The 17,563-nt window shown below is 69.8% G+C and carries 22 protein-coding genes; 14 read left to right on the forward strand and 8 right to left on the reverse strand.

The annotated features are described in order from the left end of the window. The first annotated feature begins 53 nt into the window (after positions 1-53). Positions 54-1,292: an MFS transporter gene (locus tag DEQ92_RS02425; protein ID WP_115820378.1), complete on the forward strand. Its 1,239-nt coding sequence runs from the start codon at positions 54-56 to the stop codon at positions 1,290-1,292. Between the two features lie 43 nt (positions 1,293-1,335). On the opposite strand, the gene DEQ92_RS23720 is transcribed toward DEQ92_RS02425, so the two are convergent. Then, positions 1,336-1,488 carry a hypothetical protein gene (locus DEQ92_RS23720; RefSeq protein ID WP_187367324.1) on the reverse strand — a complete coding sequence of 51 codons (153 nt, stop codon included), beginning with the start codon at positions 1,486-1,488 and terminating at the stop codon, positions 1,336-1,338. A gap of 149 nt (positions 1,489-1,637) precedes the next feature. Between DEQ92_RS23720 and DEQ92_RS02430 the strand changes: the two genes are divergently transcribed. After that, positions 1,638-2,084: an ester cyclase gene (locus tag DEQ92_RS02430; protein WP_004977317.1), complete on the forward strand. Its 447-nt coding sequence runs from the start codon at positions 1,638-1,640 to the stop codon at positions 2,082-2,084. A gap of 37 nt (positions 2,085-2,121) precedes the next feature. Here DEQ92_RS02430 and DEQ92_RS02435 read toward each other — a convergent pair whose 3' ends face one another. Further along, complete coding sequence (locus DEQ92_RS02435; RefSeq protein WP_004063678.1) at positions 2,122-2,319, reverse strand: hypothetical protein; 198 nt, start codon at positions 2,317-2,319, stop codon at positions 2,122-2,124. 197 nt (positions 2,320-2,516) lie between these two features. Between DEQ92_RS02435 and DEQ92_RS02440 the strand changes: the two genes are divergently transcribed. Continuing rightward, positions 2,517-2,942 (forward strand): EamA family transporter, encoded by a 426-nt coding sequence (locus tag DEQ92_RS02440; RefSeq protein ID WP_004977319.1) that lies wholly within the window; start codon positions 2,517-2,519, stop codon positions 2,940-2,942. A gap of 81 nt (positions 2,943-3,023) precedes the next feature. Continuing rightward, positions 3,024-3,587: a thioredoxin family protein gene (locus DEQ92_RS02445; protein WP_115804944.1), complete on the forward strand. Its 564-nt coding sequence runs from the start codon at positions 3,024-3,026 to the stop codon at positions 3,585-3,587. Between the two features lie 33 nt (positions 3,588-3,620). Here the strand turns inward: DEQ92_RS02445 and DEQ92_RS02450 are convergent, their stop codons facing one another. Together DEQ92_RS02450 and DEQ92_RS02455 are read right to left on the reverse strand one after the other, a co-directional pair. Then, complete coding sequence (locus tag DEQ92_RS02450) at positions 3,621-4,049, reverse strand: RNA-binding protein (protein WP_004977322.1); 429 nt, start codon at positions 4,047-4,049, stop codon at positions 3,621-3,623. A gap of 35 nt (positions 4,050-4,084) precedes the next feature. Beyond that, positions 4,085-4,288, reverse strand: a complete 204-nt coding sequence (locus DEQ92_RS02455) for a hypothetical protein (protein WP_004977323.1) — start codon at positions 4,286-4,288, stop codon at positions 4,085-4,087. Between the two features lie 161 nt (positions 4,289-4,449). Between DEQ92_RS02455 and DEQ92_RS02460 the strand changes: the two genes are divergently transcribed. Next, positions 4,450-5,025, forward strand: coding sequence for an NUDIX hydrolase (locus DEQ92_RS02460; RefSeq protein WP_004977325.1), 576 nt, complete (start codon positions 4,450-4,452; stop codon positions 5,023-5,025). A gap of 13 nt (positions 5,026-5,038) precedes the next feature. Here the strand turns inward: DEQ92_RS02460 and DEQ92_RS02465 are convergent, their stop codons facing one another. Continuing rightward, complete coding sequence (locus DEQ92_RS02465) at positions 5,039-5,434, reverse strand: 2Fe-2S iron-sulfur cluster-binding protein (protein WP_115804768.1); 396 nt, start codon at positions 5,432-5,434, stop codon at positions 5,039-5,041. Positions 5,435-5,627: 193 nt separating this feature from the next. Here DEQ92_RS02465 and DEQ92_RS02470 point away from each other — a divergent pair, with 193 nt between their 5' ends. The 3 genes from DEQ92_RS02470 to DEQ92_RS02480 all read left to right on the forward strand — a co-directional run bounded on the left by DEQ92_RS02470 (position 5,628) and on the right by DEQ92_RS02480 (position 7,733). Further along, on the forward strand, positions 5,628-6,311 hold the full coding sequence (locus tag DEQ92_RS02470; RefSeq protein ID WP_115804767.1) for a DsbA family protein: 684 nt from the start codon (positions 5,628-5,630) through the stop codon (positions 6,309-6,311). A gap of 133 nt (positions 6,312-6,444) precedes the next feature. Further along, positions 6,445-7,041, forward strand: a complete 597-nt coding sequence (locus DEQ92_RS02475) for a TlpA disulfide reductase family protein (RefSeq protein ID WP_115804766.1) — start codon at positions 6,445-6,447, stop codon at positions 7,039-7,041. Next, the gene (locus DEQ92_RS02480) at positions 7,041-7,733 is read left to right on the forward strand and encodes a cytochrome c biogenesis CcdA family protein (RefSeq protein WP_004977329.1); all 693 of its coding nucleotides are present in this window, start codon (positions 7,041-7,043) and stop codon (positions 7,731-7,733) included. Before DEQ92_RS02475 ends, DEQ92_RS02480 begins: the two co-directional genes overlap by 1 nt. Before the next feature lie 42 nt (positions 7,734-7,775). On the opposite strand, the gene DEQ92_RS02485 is transcribed toward DEQ92_RS02480, so the two are convergent. Then, positions 7,776-9,074, reverse strand: a complete 1,299-nt coding sequence (locus DEQ92_RS02485; protein ID WP_115820379.1) for a twin-arginine translocation signal domain-containing protein — start codon at positions 9,072-9,074, stop codon at positions 7,776-7,778. Between the two features lie 145 nt (positions 9,075-9,219). On the opposite strand from DEQ92_RS02485, the gene DEQ92_RS02490 reads away from it, so the two are divergent. The 3 genes from DEQ92_RS02490 to DEQ92_RS02500 are packed head-to-tail and all read left to right on the forward strand — an operon-like array spanning position 9,220 to position 12,223. Further along, the gene (locus DEQ92_RS02490; protein ID WP_050458954.1) at positions 9,220-9,891 is read left to right on the forward strand and encodes an SCO family protein; all 672 of its coding nucleotides are present in this window, start codon (positions 9,220-9,222) and stop codon (positions 9,889-9,891) included. Beyond that, positions 9,888-10,949 (forward strand): iron transporter, encoded by a 1,062-nt coding sequence (locus DEQ92_RS02495; RefSeq protein WP_115804764.1) that lies wholly within the window; start codon positions 9,888-9,890, stop codon positions 10,947-10,949. The genes DEQ92_RS02490 and DEQ92_RS02495 overlap by 4 nt, the downstream gene beginning before the upstream one ends. Before the next feature lie 56 nt (positions 10,950-11,005). Next, entirely contained in the window at positions 11,006-12,223 is a 1,218-nt protein-coding gene (locus DEQ92_RS02500; RefSeq protein ID WP_004977333.1) for an MFS transporter, read from the forward strand. Here the strand turns inward: DEQ92_RS02500 and DEQ92_RS02505 are convergent. After that, a complete protein-coding gene (locus tag DEQ92_RS02505) occupies positions 12,199-12,693 on the reverse strand; it encodes a hypothetical protein (RefSeq protein ID WP_050458951.1) in 495 nt (164 codons plus the stop codon). The genes DEQ92_RS02500 and DEQ92_RS02505 overlap by 25 nt on opposite strands. A gap of 43 nt (positions 12,694-12,736) precedes the next feature. Then, on the reverse strand, positions 12,737-13,711 hold the full coding sequence (locus DEQ92_RS02510; protein ID WP_115820380.1) for an aldo/keto reductase: 975 nt from the start codon (positions 13,709-13,711) through the stop codon (positions 12,737-12,739). Between the two features lie 193 nt (positions 13,712-13,904). Between DEQ92_RS02510 and DEQ92_RS02515 the strand changes: the two genes are divergently transcribed. From DEQ92_RS02515 to DEQ92_RS02525, 3 genes are all read left to right on the forward strand, one after another. Further along, positions 13,905-15,026: a polymer-forming cytoskeletal protein gene (locus tag DEQ92_RS02515; protein WP_115804761.1), complete on the forward strand. Its 1,122-nt coding sequence runs from the start codon at positions 13,905-13,907 to the stop codon at positions 15,024-15,026. 63 nt (positions 15,027-15,089) lie between these two features. Further along, a complete protein-coding gene (locus DEQ92_RS02520; RefSeq protein WP_115820381.1) occupies positions 15,090-16,697 on the forward strand; it encodes an acyl-CoA synthetase in 1,608 nt (535 codons plus the stop codon). Between the two features lie 69 nt (positions 16,698-16,766). Then, a complete protein-coding gene (locus DEQ92_RS02525; protein WP_004977339.1) occupies positions 16,767-17,561 on the forward strand; it encodes a creatininase family protein in 795 nt (264 codons plus the stop codon). Positions 17,562-17,563 lie beyond the last annotated feature (2 nt).

Raw genomic sequence — 17,563 nt, forward strand, 5'->3', positions numbered from 1 at the left:
CCAACATCGCCGCGGACCGCGGGCTTTTCACGAATCACCCCCCATTGGCCGGTGTGACGGAGACACAGGAGCGCCGCGTGGTCGGCCTCGTCGCGGGCTCGCACGTCGTCAACCACGCCTACCTCGTCGCGCTCGCGCCCGTCATCGGCCTCGTCGCCGACGACTTCGGCGTGAGTATCGCCGCCGTCGGCCTCGCCATCGGCGTTCAGGGCGGGGTCGTGACGCTCCTGCAACTCCCCTTCGGCTACCTCTCGGACGCGCGGAGTCGGACGCTCGTCCTCGCGGTCTCGCTCGTCGTCGGCGCGGTGGGAATCGCCGCGACCGCGCTCGCGCCCTCGTACCCGTGGCTCCTCGCCTCGCAGGCGCTCCTCGGCGTCGGCATCGCGGGCCACCACCCCGCGCACTACCCGCTTTTGGCGACCGCCTCCTCGGAGACGAACCGCGGGCGGGCGTACTCGCTGCACGCCCTCGGCGGGTCGCTCGGCTTCGCCGTCTCGTACGCCATCGCCGCCGGCGTCGGCGCGCTCGGGTTCGGCTGGCGCTGGACCGTCGCGGCCATCGCCGTCTTCGGCGCGGCGTTCGCGCTCGTCGCGCTCCCGGTCGCCCGCGGCTTCCCCGAGCGAATCAAGAAGCCGGCGACGGAGGACCGCCCGTCGTCTCGCCCCACGCTCGCGGGCGTTCGGCGGGGCGCGTCGGCACTCCTCTCGTCGGCGGGGCTGATGGGCCTCGCGCTCCTCTCGTTTCTCACCTCGGCGGCCGCGTGGTGCATCCGGACGTACTCGCCGCAACTGCTCACCGCCGGCTACGACCTCGCGCCGGGGGCGGCGAACCTCCTCGTCTCGGGGATGCTCGTCGTCGGCGCGGGGACGATTCTCGTCGGCGGCGCGCTCACCGACCGCGTCGGCCCCGGCAACGTCGCCCTCGGCGGCTACGCCGCGCTCGCCGGACTGGCGGCGCTCCTGGCGAGCGGGTCGCTCCCGCTCGCGCTCGTCGTGTTGATTCTCCCCTTCAGCGGGACCATCAGCGTCTCCCGGCCGGCGCGGTCGACCCTCGCGGACCGCCTCTCGGAGCGCGCCGACCTCGGCAAGAACTTCGCCGTCGTCACCATCGGCATCTCGCTCGGCGGGGCCGTTGCGCCACCGGCGTTCGGGGCGCTCATCGACCTCGCCGGCGTGCGCGTCACCTTCGGCGTCGTGGCGGTCCTCGGCCTGCTCTCGTTCGGGTTGACCCGGTGGCTCCTCGGCCGGGTCGACGGGTCGGCGCGGCGGCCGCAGGCGACCCCGAGCGACTGACGACGGCGCGTTCGCTCGCGGCGGTTACTCCAGTGGTTCGCGCTCAGTACTCGTCTCCTCGACCCACGAGCACCCCGAGCGCGATGCCGACGACCGCGCCGAACCCGGCACCGAACGGCCCCAGAAACGCGAACCCCGCGCCGCCGAAGACGAGCGCCGGAACGAACACCGCAATCGGCGAGACAGCAGCGGACATGCCCCGCGATTCCGTCTCCGCGGTGATAGTTCCATTGACACTTCGCGGTCGCGGGAGCCCGAATCCCGATTCCCTTCTCCGGCCACGTTCATGATGACAACAATTCATAACTAAGCGGTCGCCTCGCGTCTCTCCGAACGGTGGTGGAAATGGCAGCAACATCCGAGAAAGAACAACAGCACCGAGCGTCGTTCCTGCGCGTGGCGGACGAACTGTGGAACAAACGCGACTACGAGGTCATCAGGGAGGAGTACGACCCGCTGGTCGAGGTCCACGCCTTCTCTGACCCCGACGGCATCATCGGGACCGACGCGGTCGAGGAGTGGGCCCGGCGGTACCACGACGCCTTCTCCGACTTCCACGTGGAACTGTTCGACGTGGCGGCGCGGGACGACAGCGTGTACGCCCGGTATCACCTGACCGGCACCCACGACGGGACGCTCCGAAGCGCCCGCGGCGACATCCCCGCGACCCACCGCAAGATGGACACGTGGGGTATGGTGCAGGCACGCTACGAGGGCGGCCTGTGCGTCGAAGAGTGGAACAGCACCGACATCATGACCATGCTGTCGCAGCTCGGCGTCGCTCCCGAGTGAGCCGACCGAGTCGCGAAAAACGACCGTTTTTGGCCGCCTATCCGGACCACTCGCCGCGAACGTCGTCGGCGACCGCGTCGCGCCACATGCCGAACCCCTGTTGACAGATGGGGCTCTCTTCGAGGTGGTCCATGAACCCCTCTCCTTCGCTCTCCAGTTCGTCGAGACAGAACGGACACCGAGTCGGGTCGTCCCACGTGTGCGCGATGACCGAGGGTTGTACTTCCTGGGACATACACACCAATATGCGATAATACTTGATAAAAATTTGCACGTGGCCGGTATATGGTCTACTTCGTCTACTTGGGGGCGTATTTTGTACTTGATTCTAAACTGAGTACTCCGATTCCGTCCCCGTGTTATCCCGGCTCGTTCGCGCGGTTTCGACGCCGAATCGTAACCCTATACACGACTCGGGACCCCGTTCTATCCGTGAACTACATCTCGTGGGCGGTCGTCGCGCTCGGGGCCTACTCCCTCGTCGCGCCGCTGATGAAAGTGGCGACGACGGGACAGGGGAAGATTCCGAGCGACGTGGCCGCGCTGGTCGCTAACAGCGTGCTCGTCGTGGGAACCGTCGGGGTCATCGTCGTCTCCGGGCAGAGCGTCACGGACTCGGTCGTGAGTTCGAAGCTCCCCTACGTCCTCGGCGCTGGCGTCTGCCTCGCGGTCGGCATCCTCGCGTACTACCGGGCGCTCGCGCTCGGTCCCGTCTCCATCGTCGCCCCCATCTTCGGGATGTTCCTCGCGCTCTCGTCGGTCGTCGGCATCGTCGCGCTCGGCGAGCCGCTGACGGTTCGTAAGGCGGCCGGTATCGGCTTCGCCGTCCTCGCGATCGCCCTCGTCTCCATCGACTGAGCGGGCTCACACCGCCGCCGAAGGCGACGCGGAACTGCCGCGGGCCAACCGCTTTTGATGCTCGCGGGCCAACGCGCCGACATGGTACTCCTGGAATCCGACTCCGAACTCGAACGCGGCGACGCCGCACCCGACTTCGAACTCCCCGGCACCGACGGCGAGACGTACTCCCTCTCGTCGTTCGCCGACGACGACGCGCTCCTCGTCGTCTTCACCTGTAACCACTGTCCGTACGCGAAGGCGAAGTTCGAGGAACTGAACCACCTCGCGAGCGCCTACGACGACCTCGCGGTCGTCGGCATCAACCCGAACGACGCCGAGGACCGCCCCGAAGACTCCTTCGAGAAGATGCAGGAACTCGTCGAGGACGGCACGATTGGGTACACCGCCTACCTCCGCGACGAGTCGCAGGCAGTCGCCGCCGAGTACGGCGCGGTCTGCACGCCCGACCCGTTCCTCTTCGAGAACACCGGCGACGGGTTCGAACTCGCGTTCCACTCCCGCATCGACGACGCGATGAGCCCCGACGACGAGGTGACCGACTACGAGATGCGCACGGCCGTCGAGGCGCTCCTCGCCGGCGACGACATCCCCGTCGAGGAGTCCCCCTCGCAGGGCTGTTCCATCAAGTGGAAAGACCAGTAAAATAGCGCGACTGCGCTCGCCCGACTCGCGGCCCTACTCGTCGCCGAGGAGGGCTTCCCGGGCGTTCTCCACCGCGGCCTCCTTCTTCGCCGGATAGGCCTCGACTTTCGCGCGGAGCGTGAGCCCGCCGCCGCGGCGGGCCTCGCCCTTGAACGCGGCCTGTTTGTCCAGCCGCAGGAAGAACTCCGTGTTGTCCGTGACGCGCTGGTCGAGTTCGTCGAGGAGCGTCTCGAAGTCGGGGAGGTCGCGAATCTTGGCGAGGACGTGCCGCACGTCGTTCGCGCGCTCGACGCGCGCGGAGAAGACGATGATGCGGTCGCCGTGGTGGCCGGTGCTCTCGACGCGGTCGACGTCGAACTCGTCGGGGAGGAACGTCCGCAGCGCCTCCTCGACCCGTTTTTCGTCTTCCGTCTCGTAACAGAACGTTCGGAGGTCGATGTAGTGGAACGGAACGCGTGGCATAGTGGGTCTAAGAGGCGTCGGTCGGTGTCGGTCGCTTACTCTTCGTCGGCTTCGTCGTCGGCGTCGGCGGCTTCGAGCTGGTCCTGCGCGATGCCGACCTCCTGGCCCTCGTCGAAGCTGATGGTGTAGGTCGGCTCGCCGAACATGCTCTCGATGACCTGCGTGACCGTCCCGGTCTCGCCGTCGAACTCGCTGTGCTTGTCGTGCAGAACGACCTTGTCGTCTTTCTCGAAGCTCATACGCACAGGTTCCGCGTCACCGGATAAAAGGGCGATGATTGGCCGCGAAGTCGCCGGCTCCACCTCGCGACGGCGCGTGTCGAAGCCGATTTGTGGAGCCGCGCCGAACCGTGAGCTATGCCGAGTCGCCCGCTCGCACATCGACCGCCGGCCGTGCGCCGATGACGGTCGACGACCTGTGGTTCCTCGCCGACGAGGCGCGCCAGCGCGCCGAGCAGGCCTACCACCGCCTGCGCCGGAGCCACGCCGACGCCGACTACCTCGAACCGGTCCACACCCGCCGCGTCTCCCGCCCGCGGTTTCGCACGCTCGCCGCCCGCGTGAAGTCCACGGGGACGCCCTACGGCGTCCACACCGTCGTCCGCCGCCGCGACGACGAGATACTGCTCGTCCGCCACGAGGGCGTCGACCTCTGGGTCCTCCCCGGCGGCGGCGTCGACGGCGACGAGGGGTTCACCGAGGCCGCCCGGCGCGAACTCGCCGAGGAGGCCGGCATCACCGCCGACTACGGCGGCCTCGCGATGGCCACCCGCGTCGACATCCGCTGCGACGGCCACCAGACGTGGGGCGTGATGCCCGTCTACCGCGCCCGCGCCGACGAGGCCGCGGAGCTCAGCGTGAACGACCCCGACGAGGAAATATCGGCCGCGCGGTGGTTCCGCGTCTCGGAGCTCCCGCCGGACACCCGCGACCGCGACGACCTGCTGTCGTGGTACGACCACGTCGCCGGCGACTGACCGGGCCGCCGGCTCAGCCGGTCGGTCCCTGCGCGTCTTCTGCGTCCTGCGCGTCTTCCGCGTCCTGCGCGTCTCCCGTTTCGCTCTCGTCGGCTTCGACGCGTTGGCCCCAGAACCCGGGGTACTTCTCCACCCAGAGGTCGCCGAGGACGACCGTCTGGCACGCGAGTCGGAGCCCCGAGTCGGAGTCGTGCGGCGGGAACCGGAGCCGGCGGCGCTCCTTTTTCGTCCGATAGGTCACAGGGCCGCGAACCCGGACGGCGCAGGTACCACACGAGCCCCCGCCGCGGCAGTTGAACCACGACGAGTGACCGTTGTGCGGCGGTTCGCCGGCCGCTCGAAGCACGTCGCGGAGCACGTCTCCGCGGTCGCACTCGATTTTCCGGCCGCGAAAGTGGACGGTTGGCACGTGTCGGGTGACGCCACGCGAGGCTTAAGCGGTGTCGTTCGAGCGACGACGGGAGAGAGCCGGCAAAAGGCCGCCGACCGTCCATCGCGCCGCCGCCGCGGTTCCCGAACCGAACCACGAAAAGCGGCAAGGGCCTCCGAAACCCCGCGATTCGCCTCGGAGAATCTAAGTTCGTTCGTCCCCGACCCCGACCATGCGCAACACACGACGCGCGTACCTCGCTGCCACGGCGGGTGCGCTGACGCTGGGAACCGCCGGCTGTCTCGGCGGCGGAAGCGGCGGTTCCGGCGACGACGCCGTCGCCGCCATCGGTTGCGAGGTCCCCGCACGCGACACGGTCGATTCGCTCCCCACGCCCGTCATCGGGGCCGAGGACGCGAGCGTCGTCGTCGACGTCTGGGAGGACTTCGCCTGCCCTCACTGCGCGACCTTCGCGGTCGAGGTCGCTCCGCAACTCCGGTCCGAGTACGTCTCGGAGGGCGTCGTCCGCTACCGCCACCACGACCTCCCGATTCCGGTCGACGACTGGTGGTCGTGGAAGGGCGCTTCGGCGGCCCGCGCCGTCCAGGACGAGGCCGACGACGAGACCTTCTTCGAGTTCGCCCACACGCTCTACGAGAACCAGTCGGAGTTCACCGGCGGCGACGCCGAGGGCTCGCTCTCGACGCTCCGGTCGCTCGCGGACGACGCCGACCTCGACGGCTGTTCGGTCGCCGCGGCCGCCTCCCGGGAACGCTACCGTCCGCTCATCGAGGCCGAGCGGACCGAGGCCGTCGACGAGCGCGGATTCCAGGGGACGCCGACCGTCCTCGTCGACGGCGAGCAGGCCCCCCCGCGGTGGTCCGACCTCCAGAGCGCCGTCGAGGACGCTCGATAACCGGTTTCGACTCGCACACTACCTCTCTCGCGGGATTCGCGCACGACACCAGCGACTCTTTACGCAGAGATTCACTAGCCACGAGTATGCACGCGACGCGACCGCTCCGCCGACCCCGACGAGGTGACGACCGGTGAGACGACGCGCCCTCCTCTCTCTTCTCGCGGGCGCGGGCGTCGCCGGCCTCGCGGGCTGTCTCGGCGACGGTTCGACCCCCGAGGGGTCCGCCGAGACGACCGCGACGACCGCCGGAACCGGAGACGACGGCACCGGAACTGCCTCGGCCACCGCGTCGTCCGGGTCCGGCGACCTCCCGCTCGTCGTCGACACCGTGGAGGCGCAGGGCTCGACGGCTGGCGAGGCACAAATCCCGGCGGACGGGACGCCGACCGTCCTCGACCTCTTCGCGACGTGGTGTGCGCCCTGCGTCGCCCAGATGGAGTCGCTTCGGACGCTCCACGAGGAGTTCGGCGACGACGTGGCGTTCGTCTCGGTGACGAACGAGCGCCTCGGCGGCGGCCTCACGATGGACGACATCCGCGCGTGGTGGGCGGAACACGACGGGAACTGGACGGTCGGCCACGACCCCGACAGTAACCTGATGCGCGCGGTCCGCGCGAACGGCCTCCCGTACCTCGTCGTCTTCGACGCCGACGGCGAGGTGTCGTGGACCCACCGCGGCCTCGCCAGCGAGGAGAACCTCCGCGCCGCCGTCGAGGACGTCGCCTGATGCCCGGGTTCGGTCTCGGTCCCGTGCTGGGACTCGACCCCGGGTTCGCGGGCACGCTCGCGTTCGCCGTCAGCGCGGGCGTCGCCACCTTCTTCGCGCCCTGCGCCTACCCGCTTCTCCCGGGCTACGTCGGCTACTACCTCTCCCGCGAGGAGGCCGACCTCGGCGGCGCGGCCGTCCGCGGGTCGGTCGCCTCGCTCGCCGCCCTGCTCGTCCTCGGCGCTATCGGGAGCGCGCTCGCGGTCGTCGGCGGCCGCATCGCCTCGCACCTCGCGCTCCTCGAACCGCTCGTCGGCGTGGCCCTCGTCGGCTTCGGCGTCCTCATGTTCTCCGGTCGCGCGCCGAGCCTCCACGTCGTCCTCCCGGAGTACCGGTCGTCGGTGACCGGCTTCGGCGTCTTCGGCGCGGTGTACGGCCTCGCGGCCGCCGGCTGCGTCGTCCCGATTTTCCTCGGCGTCGTCACGCAGTCGCTCGCGCTCCCGACCCCGCAGGCGGTCGTCTCGCTGGGGGCCTACGCCGCGGCCGCCGCGCTCCCGCTCGCGGTCGTCACCGTCGCGGCCGCGCTCGGCGGCGACCGAATCCGGTCGCTGTCGGGCCACGTCGGCTCGGTCCAGAAGGTCGCCGCGGGCGTGATGGTGCTCGCCGGTCTCTGGCAGATTTGGCTGGCGCTGTCGTTCTTGGGACACGTCTGAGGGGGCGGGCGGTCGGCCGCCCGATAGCCCGCGGCGGCCGACTCAGTCGCCCAGCCCCGGAGCCTCGCCGGTCGGCGTCGGCAGCGACCGAATCTCCCGCGGCGGCACGAGGAAGTTGCCGCGGCGCTTGACGAAGATGTACTCCAGAATGCCGTTGTTGACGCGCTGGCGGACGGTCGGCACGTCGGTCAGGTCGGTGCCGTTCATCGCCTCGCGGACCGCCTCGAACTCGGAGATGCCACGCTGGAGCGACGGGAAGTGCAGGCTCGCCACGCCGTCGTCGGCCGACTCGAAGTGTCTGCGGAGCAGTTTGACGTTGCCCTCGTCGTCGCGGTTGGCGCGGGCGGCCTTCTGGGCGTGGCCGACGTGGCCGAACTCGAAGGCGTCGTCGCGGAGGCTGTCGAGCATCGCGTCGATGCCGCTGTCGTCGCCGAGGTTGTCGCCGACGCCTTCGACGAGGTCCTGCTCGGCGTGGGCAGGCGAAAACAGCTTCATGACCCGATGGTAGCGGTCTTCCTCGTCGTACCAGTCCGAGAGGCGCTGGCGGACGTTCGCCACGTGCTTCGTGGTCGCGCCCGCGAACGGCCCCTCGTCGATGGTGACGTACTCCTCGGTGGCCTGATTCTTGGCGAAGCCGGCTTTGAACCCCATGAACAGCGGCGACTCCTCGGGGACGGGGTTCCCGTCGGGGACGCCGTTCAGGTCGGACTGGTGTTCCGCCGGGAGGCCGGCCCCGACGAAGCCCGTCCGTCTGGAGTCCACTGAGAAGACCCCCGAGAGGTCGGCGTCGACGGCGACGCCGTTGGCCTCGTCGACCTCGCCGCGGAGCGCCTGTTCGGCTTCGAGGACCGCGTCGGCGCGGTCGGACGCGAGGTGGACGAGCGCGTCCTGCCGGTCGAACTCGGGCGTCTCGAAGGGCGACAGCGCCCGCGGTTCGGGCAGGTCCACGCCCGCCGGGAGCGGGTCGTCGAAGCGGTCGAAGTACCGCGGGGAGTAGGCGACCGACCAGATGACACCCTCGTGGCTCCGCTCGTAGGCGCGGTCGAGGACGCGGAAGGCGTTCTCGACGGCCTCGCGGTCGGCCTCGGTGGGCGGTCCTTCGCCCGCGAGGTCGAGGTAGAGAAGCACCTGATGCCGGGGCATCTCGACGTTGCCGTGGTCGTCAGCCCGGCAGAACTCGTTCCACGCGTGCTGTCTGCTCGGGAGCGTCTCGAACGCGTCGGTCCCCGCCGGGACGGGGTCGTCCGGTGCCCTGTCGAGGCAGGCGGAGAGCGCCGCCGCGCCCCCGGCCGCGACCGCGGCCTTCAGGAACTCCCGGCGGGACGGAGACCCGTCGAACATACCCCGGCTAGGGACCTCTCGGGGAAGTCCGTTCTGGTGTGTGCGTCGAAGATTTCGCCGCGGTCGTGCGAGACGAGAACACGCGCGCTGGCGTTCGAAACGCACACCAAACGGCATTTGAGTATCGGGCCGCTAGCGGTGGGTAATGAAACGACGAACGTATCTCCGCGCCGCGGGGGCGGGCGCGGCGCTCGGTCTCGCGGGCTGTCTCGGCGGCGGCGACGCCAATCCCAACGTCTCGCTGTCGAAGCCCGACCGCGAGAACGACGTGTCCAGCGAGGACCTCCCCTACCCGGCGTGGGGACAGCAGGTCCCCGACGTGACGCTCGCGGACCCCATCGCGGGGGGTGAGGTGTCCGTGCGCGACATCGACGTGCCGCACTTCCACACGTACTTTTTCACCAACTGCATGACCGTCTGTCCGGTCCTCATCAGCGCGCTCCGAGAGGTCCAGATTCACTCGGTCAGCGAGGGCTACGCCGACGAGGTGTCGTTCTACCCCATCACGTTCGACCCCGCTCGCGACGACGCCGACGCCTTCCGCGCGGAGGCCGACCAGATGAACGTCGACATGGACGCGGGCAACTGGCACTTCCTCCGCCCCGCCGACGAGGCCGAGGCGAAGTCGGTCGTCGAAGACCAGTTCGGCGTCTTCTTCCAGAAGAACGAGCCGAACGACGAGGGCAACTACATGTTCACCCACCTCGGGCTCGTCTCGCTCGTCAACGGCGACGGCTACGTCGAGCGGACCTACCGCGGCAACCAACCGGACGAACAGACGCTCATCGACGACCTCACCGCGCTCCGGGAGGCATGACGAGTCGGCGTCGGTTTCTCGCGGCGAGCGGGACCGTCGCAACCGCCGGGCTCTCCGGCTGTCTCGCCGAGCTCGGTCGACTCTACACGTCGAACGAACCGCCGGTCGTCTCGAACCGCCCCGACGAGGTGTACGTCCCGACCCACACCGAGGGGATGCGCATGGTCGGGAGCGCGGACGCCGGCGACCTCCGGGTGGGGGTCTTCTACAGCTATCCCCACCGGTTCTGGGTGATGTCCGACGAGGGCGACGGCTTCGGCACGTCGAAAATCTCGGTCGAGGCCGGCGCCGACGTGCATCTCATGGCGTCCGTCTGGGACGCCGAGACGGGCGTCGTCGTCCCCGACACCGGCCTCTCGCTCGAAATCGCCCGCGACGGCGACCTCGTGAGCGAGGAGGTCGTCTACGCGATGCTCTCCCAGCGGATGGGCTTTCACTACGGTTCGAACTTCGGCCTCGACGGCGACGGGACCTACGAGGTGACGGTGGACGTGGGCGCGCCCTCCCTGCGCCTGTTCGGCGACCTCGTCGGCCGGTTCGACTCCCCGGCGACCGCGACGCTGGACTTCGAGTACAGCGCCCGCGACCGCGACGACCTCCCGTACACGACGCTCGACGACCAGCAGGGCGACCCCGGCGCGGTCAAGCCGATGGAGATGGACGGGCTTCCCCTCGGCCGCGCCCCCGAGACGCTTCCGGGGACGGCGCTCGGGTCGGCGACGACGGGCAGCCTCCGACTCGTCGGCACCGTCCTCGACGCCGACCGCTTCGGCGACGACCCCTACCTCGCTGTCTCCCCGCAGACGCCCTACAACCGCCTTCTCGTCCCGCGGCTGGGGCTCACCGCGACCGTCGCGTCCGGCGGGTCGACCCGCTTCGACGGCCGACTCGAACCCGGCCTCGACGCCGACCTCGGCTTCCACTACGGCGCGTCGGTTCCGGGGCTCGCCGGCGACGACGCGACCGCGGACCTCGCGGTGGACGTGCCGCCGCAGGTCGCCCGCCACGAGGGCTACGAGACGGCCTTTCTCGAATTCGACCCCGTTCGCCTCGGGTAACGGCAACCGAGTCGAACAAGGACAGGGCTATTTTCGTCCGGACCGACCGACCCCGTATGGACTCGACGCGCCGCGAACGAGCGACACTCGCCCTCGCCGTCTGGGGCGTCCTCGTCTCGCAGGTGCTCCTCTACCCGGGCGTCTCCGACCTCGTGACCGCCCTCGGCGGCGGACAGGGGGAGTACGACCTCTCGGCCGGGATGCTCTTTCTCGTCGCGGAGTTCGCCTCGTTCGTCGCCTTCTCCAGCGTCTGGGGCGCGCTCTCGGACGCCCTCGGTCGGCGGACGTGGCTCATCGTCGCGGGCGCGCTCGGCGGCGCGGCCAGCTACGTCGCGCTCCTCGCGCTCGCGACGCTCCCGTGGCTCGACGCGACCTTCGGGGCGGTCCTCGCCGTCCGCCTCGTCGGCGGCGCGATGACCATCGGCGCGTTCTCGCTGTCGATTACGATGCTCGCGGACCTCTCCGGAGGCAACGGACGGAACATGGGCGCGGCGGGCATCGCCATCGGCCTCGGCGCGGCGCTCGGCTCGGTCGTCGGCGGCCAACTCACCACCATCGACCCGCTCGCGCCGCTGTACGCGTCCGCCGCGGCGCTCACCGCCGTCGCGCTGCTCGTCACGACCGTCACCGACCGGACGCCCGATTCGACCCGCGTGGGCGTCGGCGTCGTCCTCAAGAAACTGGCCGCGCGCCCGGCGTTCGCGGTCCCCTACGCCTTCGGCTTCATCGACCGCATGACGGCCGGCTTCTTCGCCCTCGTCGGCGTGTACTACTTCCGCGAGACGTTCGGCGCGAACGCCGCCGTCGCGGGCGGGGTGCTCGCGCTCTTTTTCGTCCCCTTCGCGCTCCTGCAGTACCCCCTCGGGTCGCTGTCCGACCGCGTCGGCCGGTTCGTCCCCGTCGTCGCGGGGTCGATGCTCTACGGGGTTGCCATCATCGCGGTCGGGCTCGCCCCCGTCTTCGAACTCGCGGCGGGCCTGATGGTCGTCGTCGGCGTCTTCGGCGCGCTCGTCGCGCCCGCGACGATGGCGCTCGTGACCGACCTCGCCGAGCCGGGCGAGCGCGGGGCGGCCCTCGGCGGGTTCAACGTCTTCGGAAGCCTCGGCTTCCTCGCCGGCTTCCTCGTCGGGGGCGTCGTCGCCGACGCGGTCGGCTACCTCCCGTCGTTCCTCGTCGTCGGCTTCGCCGAGGTCGCAATCGCCGTCGTCGCGCTCCGGGCGGTGAAGCGACTCGACGGCATCGGCGCGGCTCAGACCCCGTCGAGCGCCGACTGAAGCTCGGCGTTCACGACGAGCCACATCCCGCGGAGGCAGACGACCACGGCGAGGCCGACGCCCGCGAGGACGAACGCCAAGAACAGGCCGACGAAGACGCCGCCGCCCCGCGGGTCGGGGACGGTCGCCGCGAACTCGCCGAGCTGGACCGCGAACGCGACGATGCCGGCGACGAGAAACGCGAGCAGCAGTTCGAGGAGCCGCCAGAACGTCTCGATTCGCAGACCGCCGCGGCCGGTGAGAAGGAGGGCGATTCGCCGCGACGCGGCCAGGAGCGAGACGACCGTGAGAAGCACCGTCGCGGCGGCCGCGAGCCCGAAGCCGACGTCTGCGAGCGGGAGCGACGACGCGAGCGGCGAGACGAGCGTCAGCGCGACGCCGAGGAGGACGCCGGCCGCGAGGAGCGACTCGACGCCGAGAATCGCCGTCTCCGGCTCGTCGCGGGCGATTCGAGCGAGTGTCCGGTACACAACCGACGCTCTCGGCGGGTGCTGAAGGCTGTTTCCCTTGGCCCTAGTCGTGCCCGGAGACGCGAACCGGCCGGTAGGGCGCTTCGAGGTAGTCGATGTCGGAGTCCGTGAGCTTGATGTCGAGGGCCTCGACCGCGTCTTCGAGGTGTTCGATACTGCTCGTGCCGACGATGGGCGCGTCCACCCAGTCCTTGTGGAGCACCCACGAGAGGGCGAGTTGCGCCATCTTGACGCCCTTCTCGTCGGCGAGTTCCTCGACGCGCTCGTTCACTTCGCGGCCGCCGCCCTCGAAGTACGGGTGGCCCTTGGCGTGCTCGTCGGTCCGGCCGCGGGTCGTCGCCTCGAACTCCTCGTGGGGGCGGGTGAGGTAGCCGCGGGCGAGCGGCGACCACGGCATGACGCCGACGCCCTGCTTCTCGCAGAGGGGGAGCATCTCGCGTTCCTCCTCGCGGTAGAGCAGGTTGTAGTGGTTCTGCATCGTGGCGAAGCGGTCCAGTCCGAGCGAGTCGGCGGTGTACTGCGCCTCGGCGAACTGGTGGGCCCACATCGACGACGCGCCGACGTAGCGCGTCTTGCCGCGGCGAACCGCGTCGTCGAGCGCGCGCATCGTCGTCTCGATGGGCGTGTCGTCGTCGTAGCGGTGAATCTGCAGCAGGTCGAGGCTGTCCATCCCGAGGCGGTCCAGCGAGTTGTCGAGTTCCTGCTCGATGGCCTTCCGCGAGAGGCCGCCGGAGTTCGGGTCGGTTTCGTCCATCTGGAAGTACACCTTCGAGGCGACGACGGCCTCGTCTCGGCGGCCCTCCAGCGCCTTCCCGAGGACGCGCTCGGACTCGCCGTTCGAGTACATGTTCGCGGTGTCGAAGAAGTTGATACCGAGTTCGATGGCGCGGTCGACCAGTTCGAGGCCCGCCTCCTCCTCTAAGACCCACTCGCGCCACTCCGGGGTGCCGAAGCTCATACAGCCGAGACAGATGCGGGAGACCTCCATGCCGGTGTCTCCGAGCGTCGTGTACTCCATGCCGGAACATCCCCGCGAGTCGGCAAAAAGGTGGACCAAGCGGTAGCCGCGGCGGGGACCCTCCCTTCTCGGCCGGTCGTCGACTCACGAGATTCAGGTAAAACGGCCGTTTCTCGGGGTTTGAAACCGTCTCTCTCGATTTATGCCGCTGCGAGTCGTATCATTCATCCGAGGCGTTGCCTCGGTGATTCCGATGTTCACAACGAAACAACTGGTCGCGGTCCTCCTGAGTCTCCTCGTGGTGGGGTCGCTCGCGGGCGTCGCGGCCGCACAACAAGGGCCGGCGGCCGGCGGGACCGTCGTCGTCGGCGAAGGCGAGACCGTCGACGGCGACCTCGAAGCCGTCGGCGGCACGGTCGTCATCGCCGGGACGGTGACCGGCGACGTGTCGGCGACGGCCGGGACCGTCCTCCTGACTGAGACCGGAACCGTCGACGGGAACCTCGACGGCGTCGCGGGCTCCGCGACCCTCGAAGGGACCGTCGGCGGCGACGTGAGCCTCGCGGGCGGCGCGGTGTTCGTCCGCGACACCGCCGACATCGGCGGGTCGTTAGACGCCGCCGGCGGCACCGTCCAGCTCGACGGCGCGGTCGCCGGAAACGTCCGCGTCGGGGCCGACGAGTTCGCCGTCGGCCCGACCGCTCGGGTCGGCGGCTCGCTCGAATACGACGCGACGACCGCGACCGTCGACTCCGCGGCCGTCGTCGACGGCGGCGTGCGACAGGTCGACGACCTCGTGGTCGCCAGTCCCGTCGTCGCCGGCGCGCCGTTCCAGTTCGGCCAGTTCGAAGCCCCGGTCATCCCCGGCTGGGTGGTCTCGGGCTACTGGCTGCTCGCCAACTTCGTCCTCGGTGCGATTATCGTCCTCGTCGCTCCCGACTTCGCCCGCCGCGTGACGGGCCTCGGGACGAAGAAGGCCGTGCGGAGCGGCGGCGTCGGCCTCCTCGCCATCGTCGCGATACCCATCGTCCTGCTGCTCCTGCTGTTGACCATCGTGGGCATCCCGCTCTCGCTGGCCGGCGGGGTCGGATTCGTCCTCGCCCTCTGGGTCGCGGGCATCTACGGCGCGCTCGTCCTCGGGACGTGGCTCCTGTCGCTCGCGGACTACGACAACCGCTGGGCCGCGCTGTTCGCCGGCCTGTTCGTCCTCGCCGTCCTCGACTTCGTCCCCCTCGGGGGCGTCCTCGAGTTCGTCGTGCTGCTCGTCGGCCTCGGCGCGTTCGCGCTGGCGCTCCGCGGGGAGTCCGCCGACGACGGCGACGAGGGCGTGAGCGCCCCCGGTGAGGGCCCCCAGGAAGGCTCGCCGATGGCCTGACGGCTCGGCGACCTCGCACAATCCGGACGAACAATTATTATGGTCTGTTCTGTCTGTCGAGCCATGGCAGTCGAGTACGAGGCCGAGTCGGAATCGTTCGAGTGGGACATCCCCGAGGACTACAACATCCCCGCGGTCATCGAATCGCACGCCGACGCCTTCGGCGACCGCGTCGCCCTGAAGTTCCGCGACGCCGACGGCGGCCGCGAGGAGCGGACCTACGGCGACCTCCGGGACGACATGAACCGCTTCGCCAACGCGCTCGAATCCATGGGCGTCGGGAAGGGCGACCGGCTCATCCACCTGCTTCCCCGCGACCCCGACGTGTTCGCCGTCCAGCTCGGCGCGCTCAAGCGCGGCGCGCTGCTCGTCCCCAGTTCCTCGATGCTCAAGCCCAAGGACATCGCGTTCCGCGCGAACGACTGCGAGGCGACGACCGCCGTCGTCCACGAGTCGCTCGTCGGCATGGTCGACGAGGTGCGCGACGAGACGCCGCTTTCGAACTTCGTCGTCCTCGGCGGCGACGCCGACGGCTGGACCTCGTTTTCCGACCTCGTCGCCGACGAGTCCGCCGACCACGACGGCCCCGACCTCCGGGCCGAAGACCCGATGTCCATCAACTACACGTCGGGGACGACCGGCCAGCCCAAGCCGGTCCGCCACCGCCACCGCTGGATGCGCTGTTTCGAACTCGTCAACGCCCCCTACTGGTGGGGCGTCACGGCCGACGACGACCTCTCCGACGAACTGCTCTGGGCGACGACCGGAACCGGCTGGGCCAAGTGGTTCTGGAGCCCCGTCGGCGTCGGCCTGACGACCGGCGCGACCCAGTTCGTCTACCGCGGCGACTTCGAACCGGGCGCGTTCCTCGACATCATGGAAGAAGAGGGCGTCACCCGCCTCTGCGCCGTCCCGACCCAGTACCGGATGTTCGCCCAGCGCGACCTCGGCTCGTACGACCTCCGACTGAAAGAGGCGCTGTCGGCGGGCGAACCGCTCAACCGCGAACCCATCGAGGCGTTCCGCGAGGCGTTCGGCGTCATCCCGCGAGACGGCTACGGCCAGACCGAGACGGTCGCGCTCCTCACGAACTACCCCGGCATCGACGTGAAACCCGGCAGCATGGGCAAGCCGACGCCCGGCCTCGGCACGACCATCATCGACGAGAACGAGGCGGAGGTCGGCGTCGACGAAATCGGCGAAATCGCCGTCCCGGTCGGCTGTCCCGGCATCTTCGACGGCTACTACGAGAAGCCGAACCTCGACGAGAAGACGTTCTCGGGCGACTACTACCGCACCGGCGACCTCGCCTCCCGCGACGAGGACGGCTACTTCTTCTTCGAGGGGCGCGCCGACGACATCATCATCTCGGCGGGCTACCGCATCGGCCCCTTCGAGGTCGAAGACGCGCTCGTCTCCCACGAGGCGGTCGCGGAAGCCGCCGCGGTCGCCAGCCCGCACGAGGAACGCGGCAGCATCGTCAAGGCGTTCGTCGTCCTCACCGACGGACACGAGGGCTCCGACGACCTCGTGGACGAACTCCAGTCGTTCATGAAAGCGCAGACGGCCCCGTACAAGTACCCGCGCGAAATCGAGTTCGTCGCGGAACTGCCGAAGACCTCCTCGGGGAAGATTCGCCGCATCGAACTGCGCTCGCAGGAACGGGACTGAGCCGCGTCGCCCGGGGAACCCATTTCCCCTTTGTCACCTTTCTTTAGGCGTCGTCGCTTGGTGACGCCCATGTACATCGCGGACCAGACGTGGCCCGAACTCGGCGACTACGTGGCCGAATCGTCGCTCGCGGTCGTGCCGCTCGGCTCGACGGAACAGCACGGCCCGCACCTCCCGCTCGCCACAGACCACCTCATCGCGGAGGCGTTGGCCCGCGAGGCGGCCGACCGGACCGGCTACCTCTGCACGCCGACCGTCAACGTGGGCGTCAGCCCCCACCACCGCCAGTTCCACGGGACCATGTGGGTGGACGCGCCGCAGTTCCGCGACTACGTGGAGTCGATGACGCGGAACCTCGCGTACCACGGCGTCGACCGGGTCGTGTTCGTCAACGCCCACGGCGGCAACGTCCAGCACCTCCGGGAGGTCGGTCGCCGCCTCCGCGACGACGGCACCATGTACGCCATCGAGTGGATGTGGGACGAGTCGATTCCGGACCTCGTGACGGACCTGTTCGACCACCCCGGCCCCCACGGCGGGCCGAAGGAGACCTCAATGATCATGCACATCGCCCGCGACCTCGTCCGCGAGGGCGAACTCGACTCGGCCCGCGACGGCGGCGTCGTGGACCTGAGCGACGCCCACCTCCGCGAACACGGCGCGCGGACGTTCTACGACGCCGTCGAGAACTCCGGAAACGGCGTCTTCGGCGACCAGACCGACGCGTCGCCCGAAGCCGGCGAGGAACTGTTCGAGGCCGCTGCGGACCAGCTCGTCCGCCTGCTGTCGTGGCTCGACGACCAGCCGATTGCGGACCTGCTCGCGCCCGCGCACGTCGACCCGCAACCGGGCTCGCGTCGCTAATC

The organism is Haloferax sp. Atlit-6N (genome assembly GCF_003383195.1).
GTDB lineage: Archaea > Halobacteriota > Halobacteria > Halobacteriales > Haloferacaceae > Haloferax > Haloferax gibbonsii.

Bases quoted from the DNA above. Each gene is read 5' to 3' on its own strand.
- DEQ92_RS02520 (WP_115820381.1), top strand. From the start codon at position 15,090: ATGGCAGTCGAGTACGAGGCCGAGTCGGAATCGTTCGAGTGGGACATC.
- DEQ92_RS02485 (WP_115820379.1), bottom strand. From the start codon at position 9,074: ATGTTCGACGGGTCTCCGTCCCGCCGGGAGTTCCTGAAGGCCGCGGTC.
- DEQ92_RS23720 (WP_187367324.1), bottom strand. From the start codon at position 1,488: ATGTCCGCTGCTGTCTCGCCGATTGCGGTGTTCGTTCCGGCGCTCGTC.
- DEQ92_RS02455 (WP_004977323.1), bottom strand. From the start codon at position 4,288: ATGAGCTTCGAGAAAGACGACAAGGTCGTTCTGCACGACAAGCACAGC.
- DEQ92_RS02460 (WP_004977325.1), top strand. From the start codon at position 4,450: ATGACGGTCGACGACCTGTGGTTCCTCGCCGACGAGGCGCGCCAGCGC.
- DEQ92_RS02525 (WP_004977339.1), top strand. From the start codon at position 16,767: ATGTACATCGCGGACCAGACGTGGCCCGAACTCGGCGACTACGTGGCC.
- DEQ92_RS02470 (WP_115804767.1), top strand. From the start codon at position 5,628: ATGCGCAACACACGACGCGCGTACCTCGCTGCCACGGCGGGTGCGCTG.
- DEQ92_RS02500 (WP_004977333.1), top strand. From the start codon at position 11,006: ATGGACTCGACGCGCCGCGAACGAGCGACACTCGCCCTCGCCGTCTGG.
- DEQ92_RS02450 (WP_004977322.1), bottom strand. From the start codon at position 4,049: ATGCCACGCGTTCCGTTCCACTACATCGACCTCCGAACGTTCTGTTAC.
- DEQ92_RS02430 (WP_004977317.1), top strand. From the start codon at position 1,638: ATGGCAGCAACATCCGAGAAAGAACAACAGCACCGAGCGTCGTTCCTG.
- DEQ92_RS02490 (WP_050458954.1), top strand. From the start codon at position 9,220: ATGAAACGACGAACGTATCTCCGCGCCGCGGGGGCGGGCGCGGCGCTC.
- DEQ92_RS02480 (WP_004977329.1), top strand. From the start codon at position 7,041: ATGCCCGGGTTCGGTCTCGGTCCCGTGCTGGGACTCGACCCCGGGTTC.
- DEQ92_RS02445 (WP_115804944.1), top strand. From the start codon at position 3,024: ATGGTACTCCTGGAATCCGACTCCGAACTCGAACGCGGCGACGCCGCA.
- DEQ92_RS02510 (WP_115820380.1), bottom strand. From the start codon at position 13,711: ATGGAGTACACGACGCTCGGAGACACCGGCATGGAGGTCTCCCGCATC.
- DEQ92_RS02515 (WP_115804761.1), top strand. From the start codon at position 13,905: ATGTTCACAACGAAACAACTGGTCGCGGTCCTCCTGAGTCTCCTCGTG.
- DEQ92_RS02495 (WP_115804764.1), top strand. From the start codon at position 9,888: ATGACGAGTCGGCGTCGGTTTCTCGCGGCGAGCGGGACCGTCGCAACC.
- DEQ92_RS02435 (WP_004063678.1), bottom strand. From the start codon at position 2,319: ATGTCCCAGGAAGTACAACCCTCGGTCATCGCGCACACGTGGGACGAC.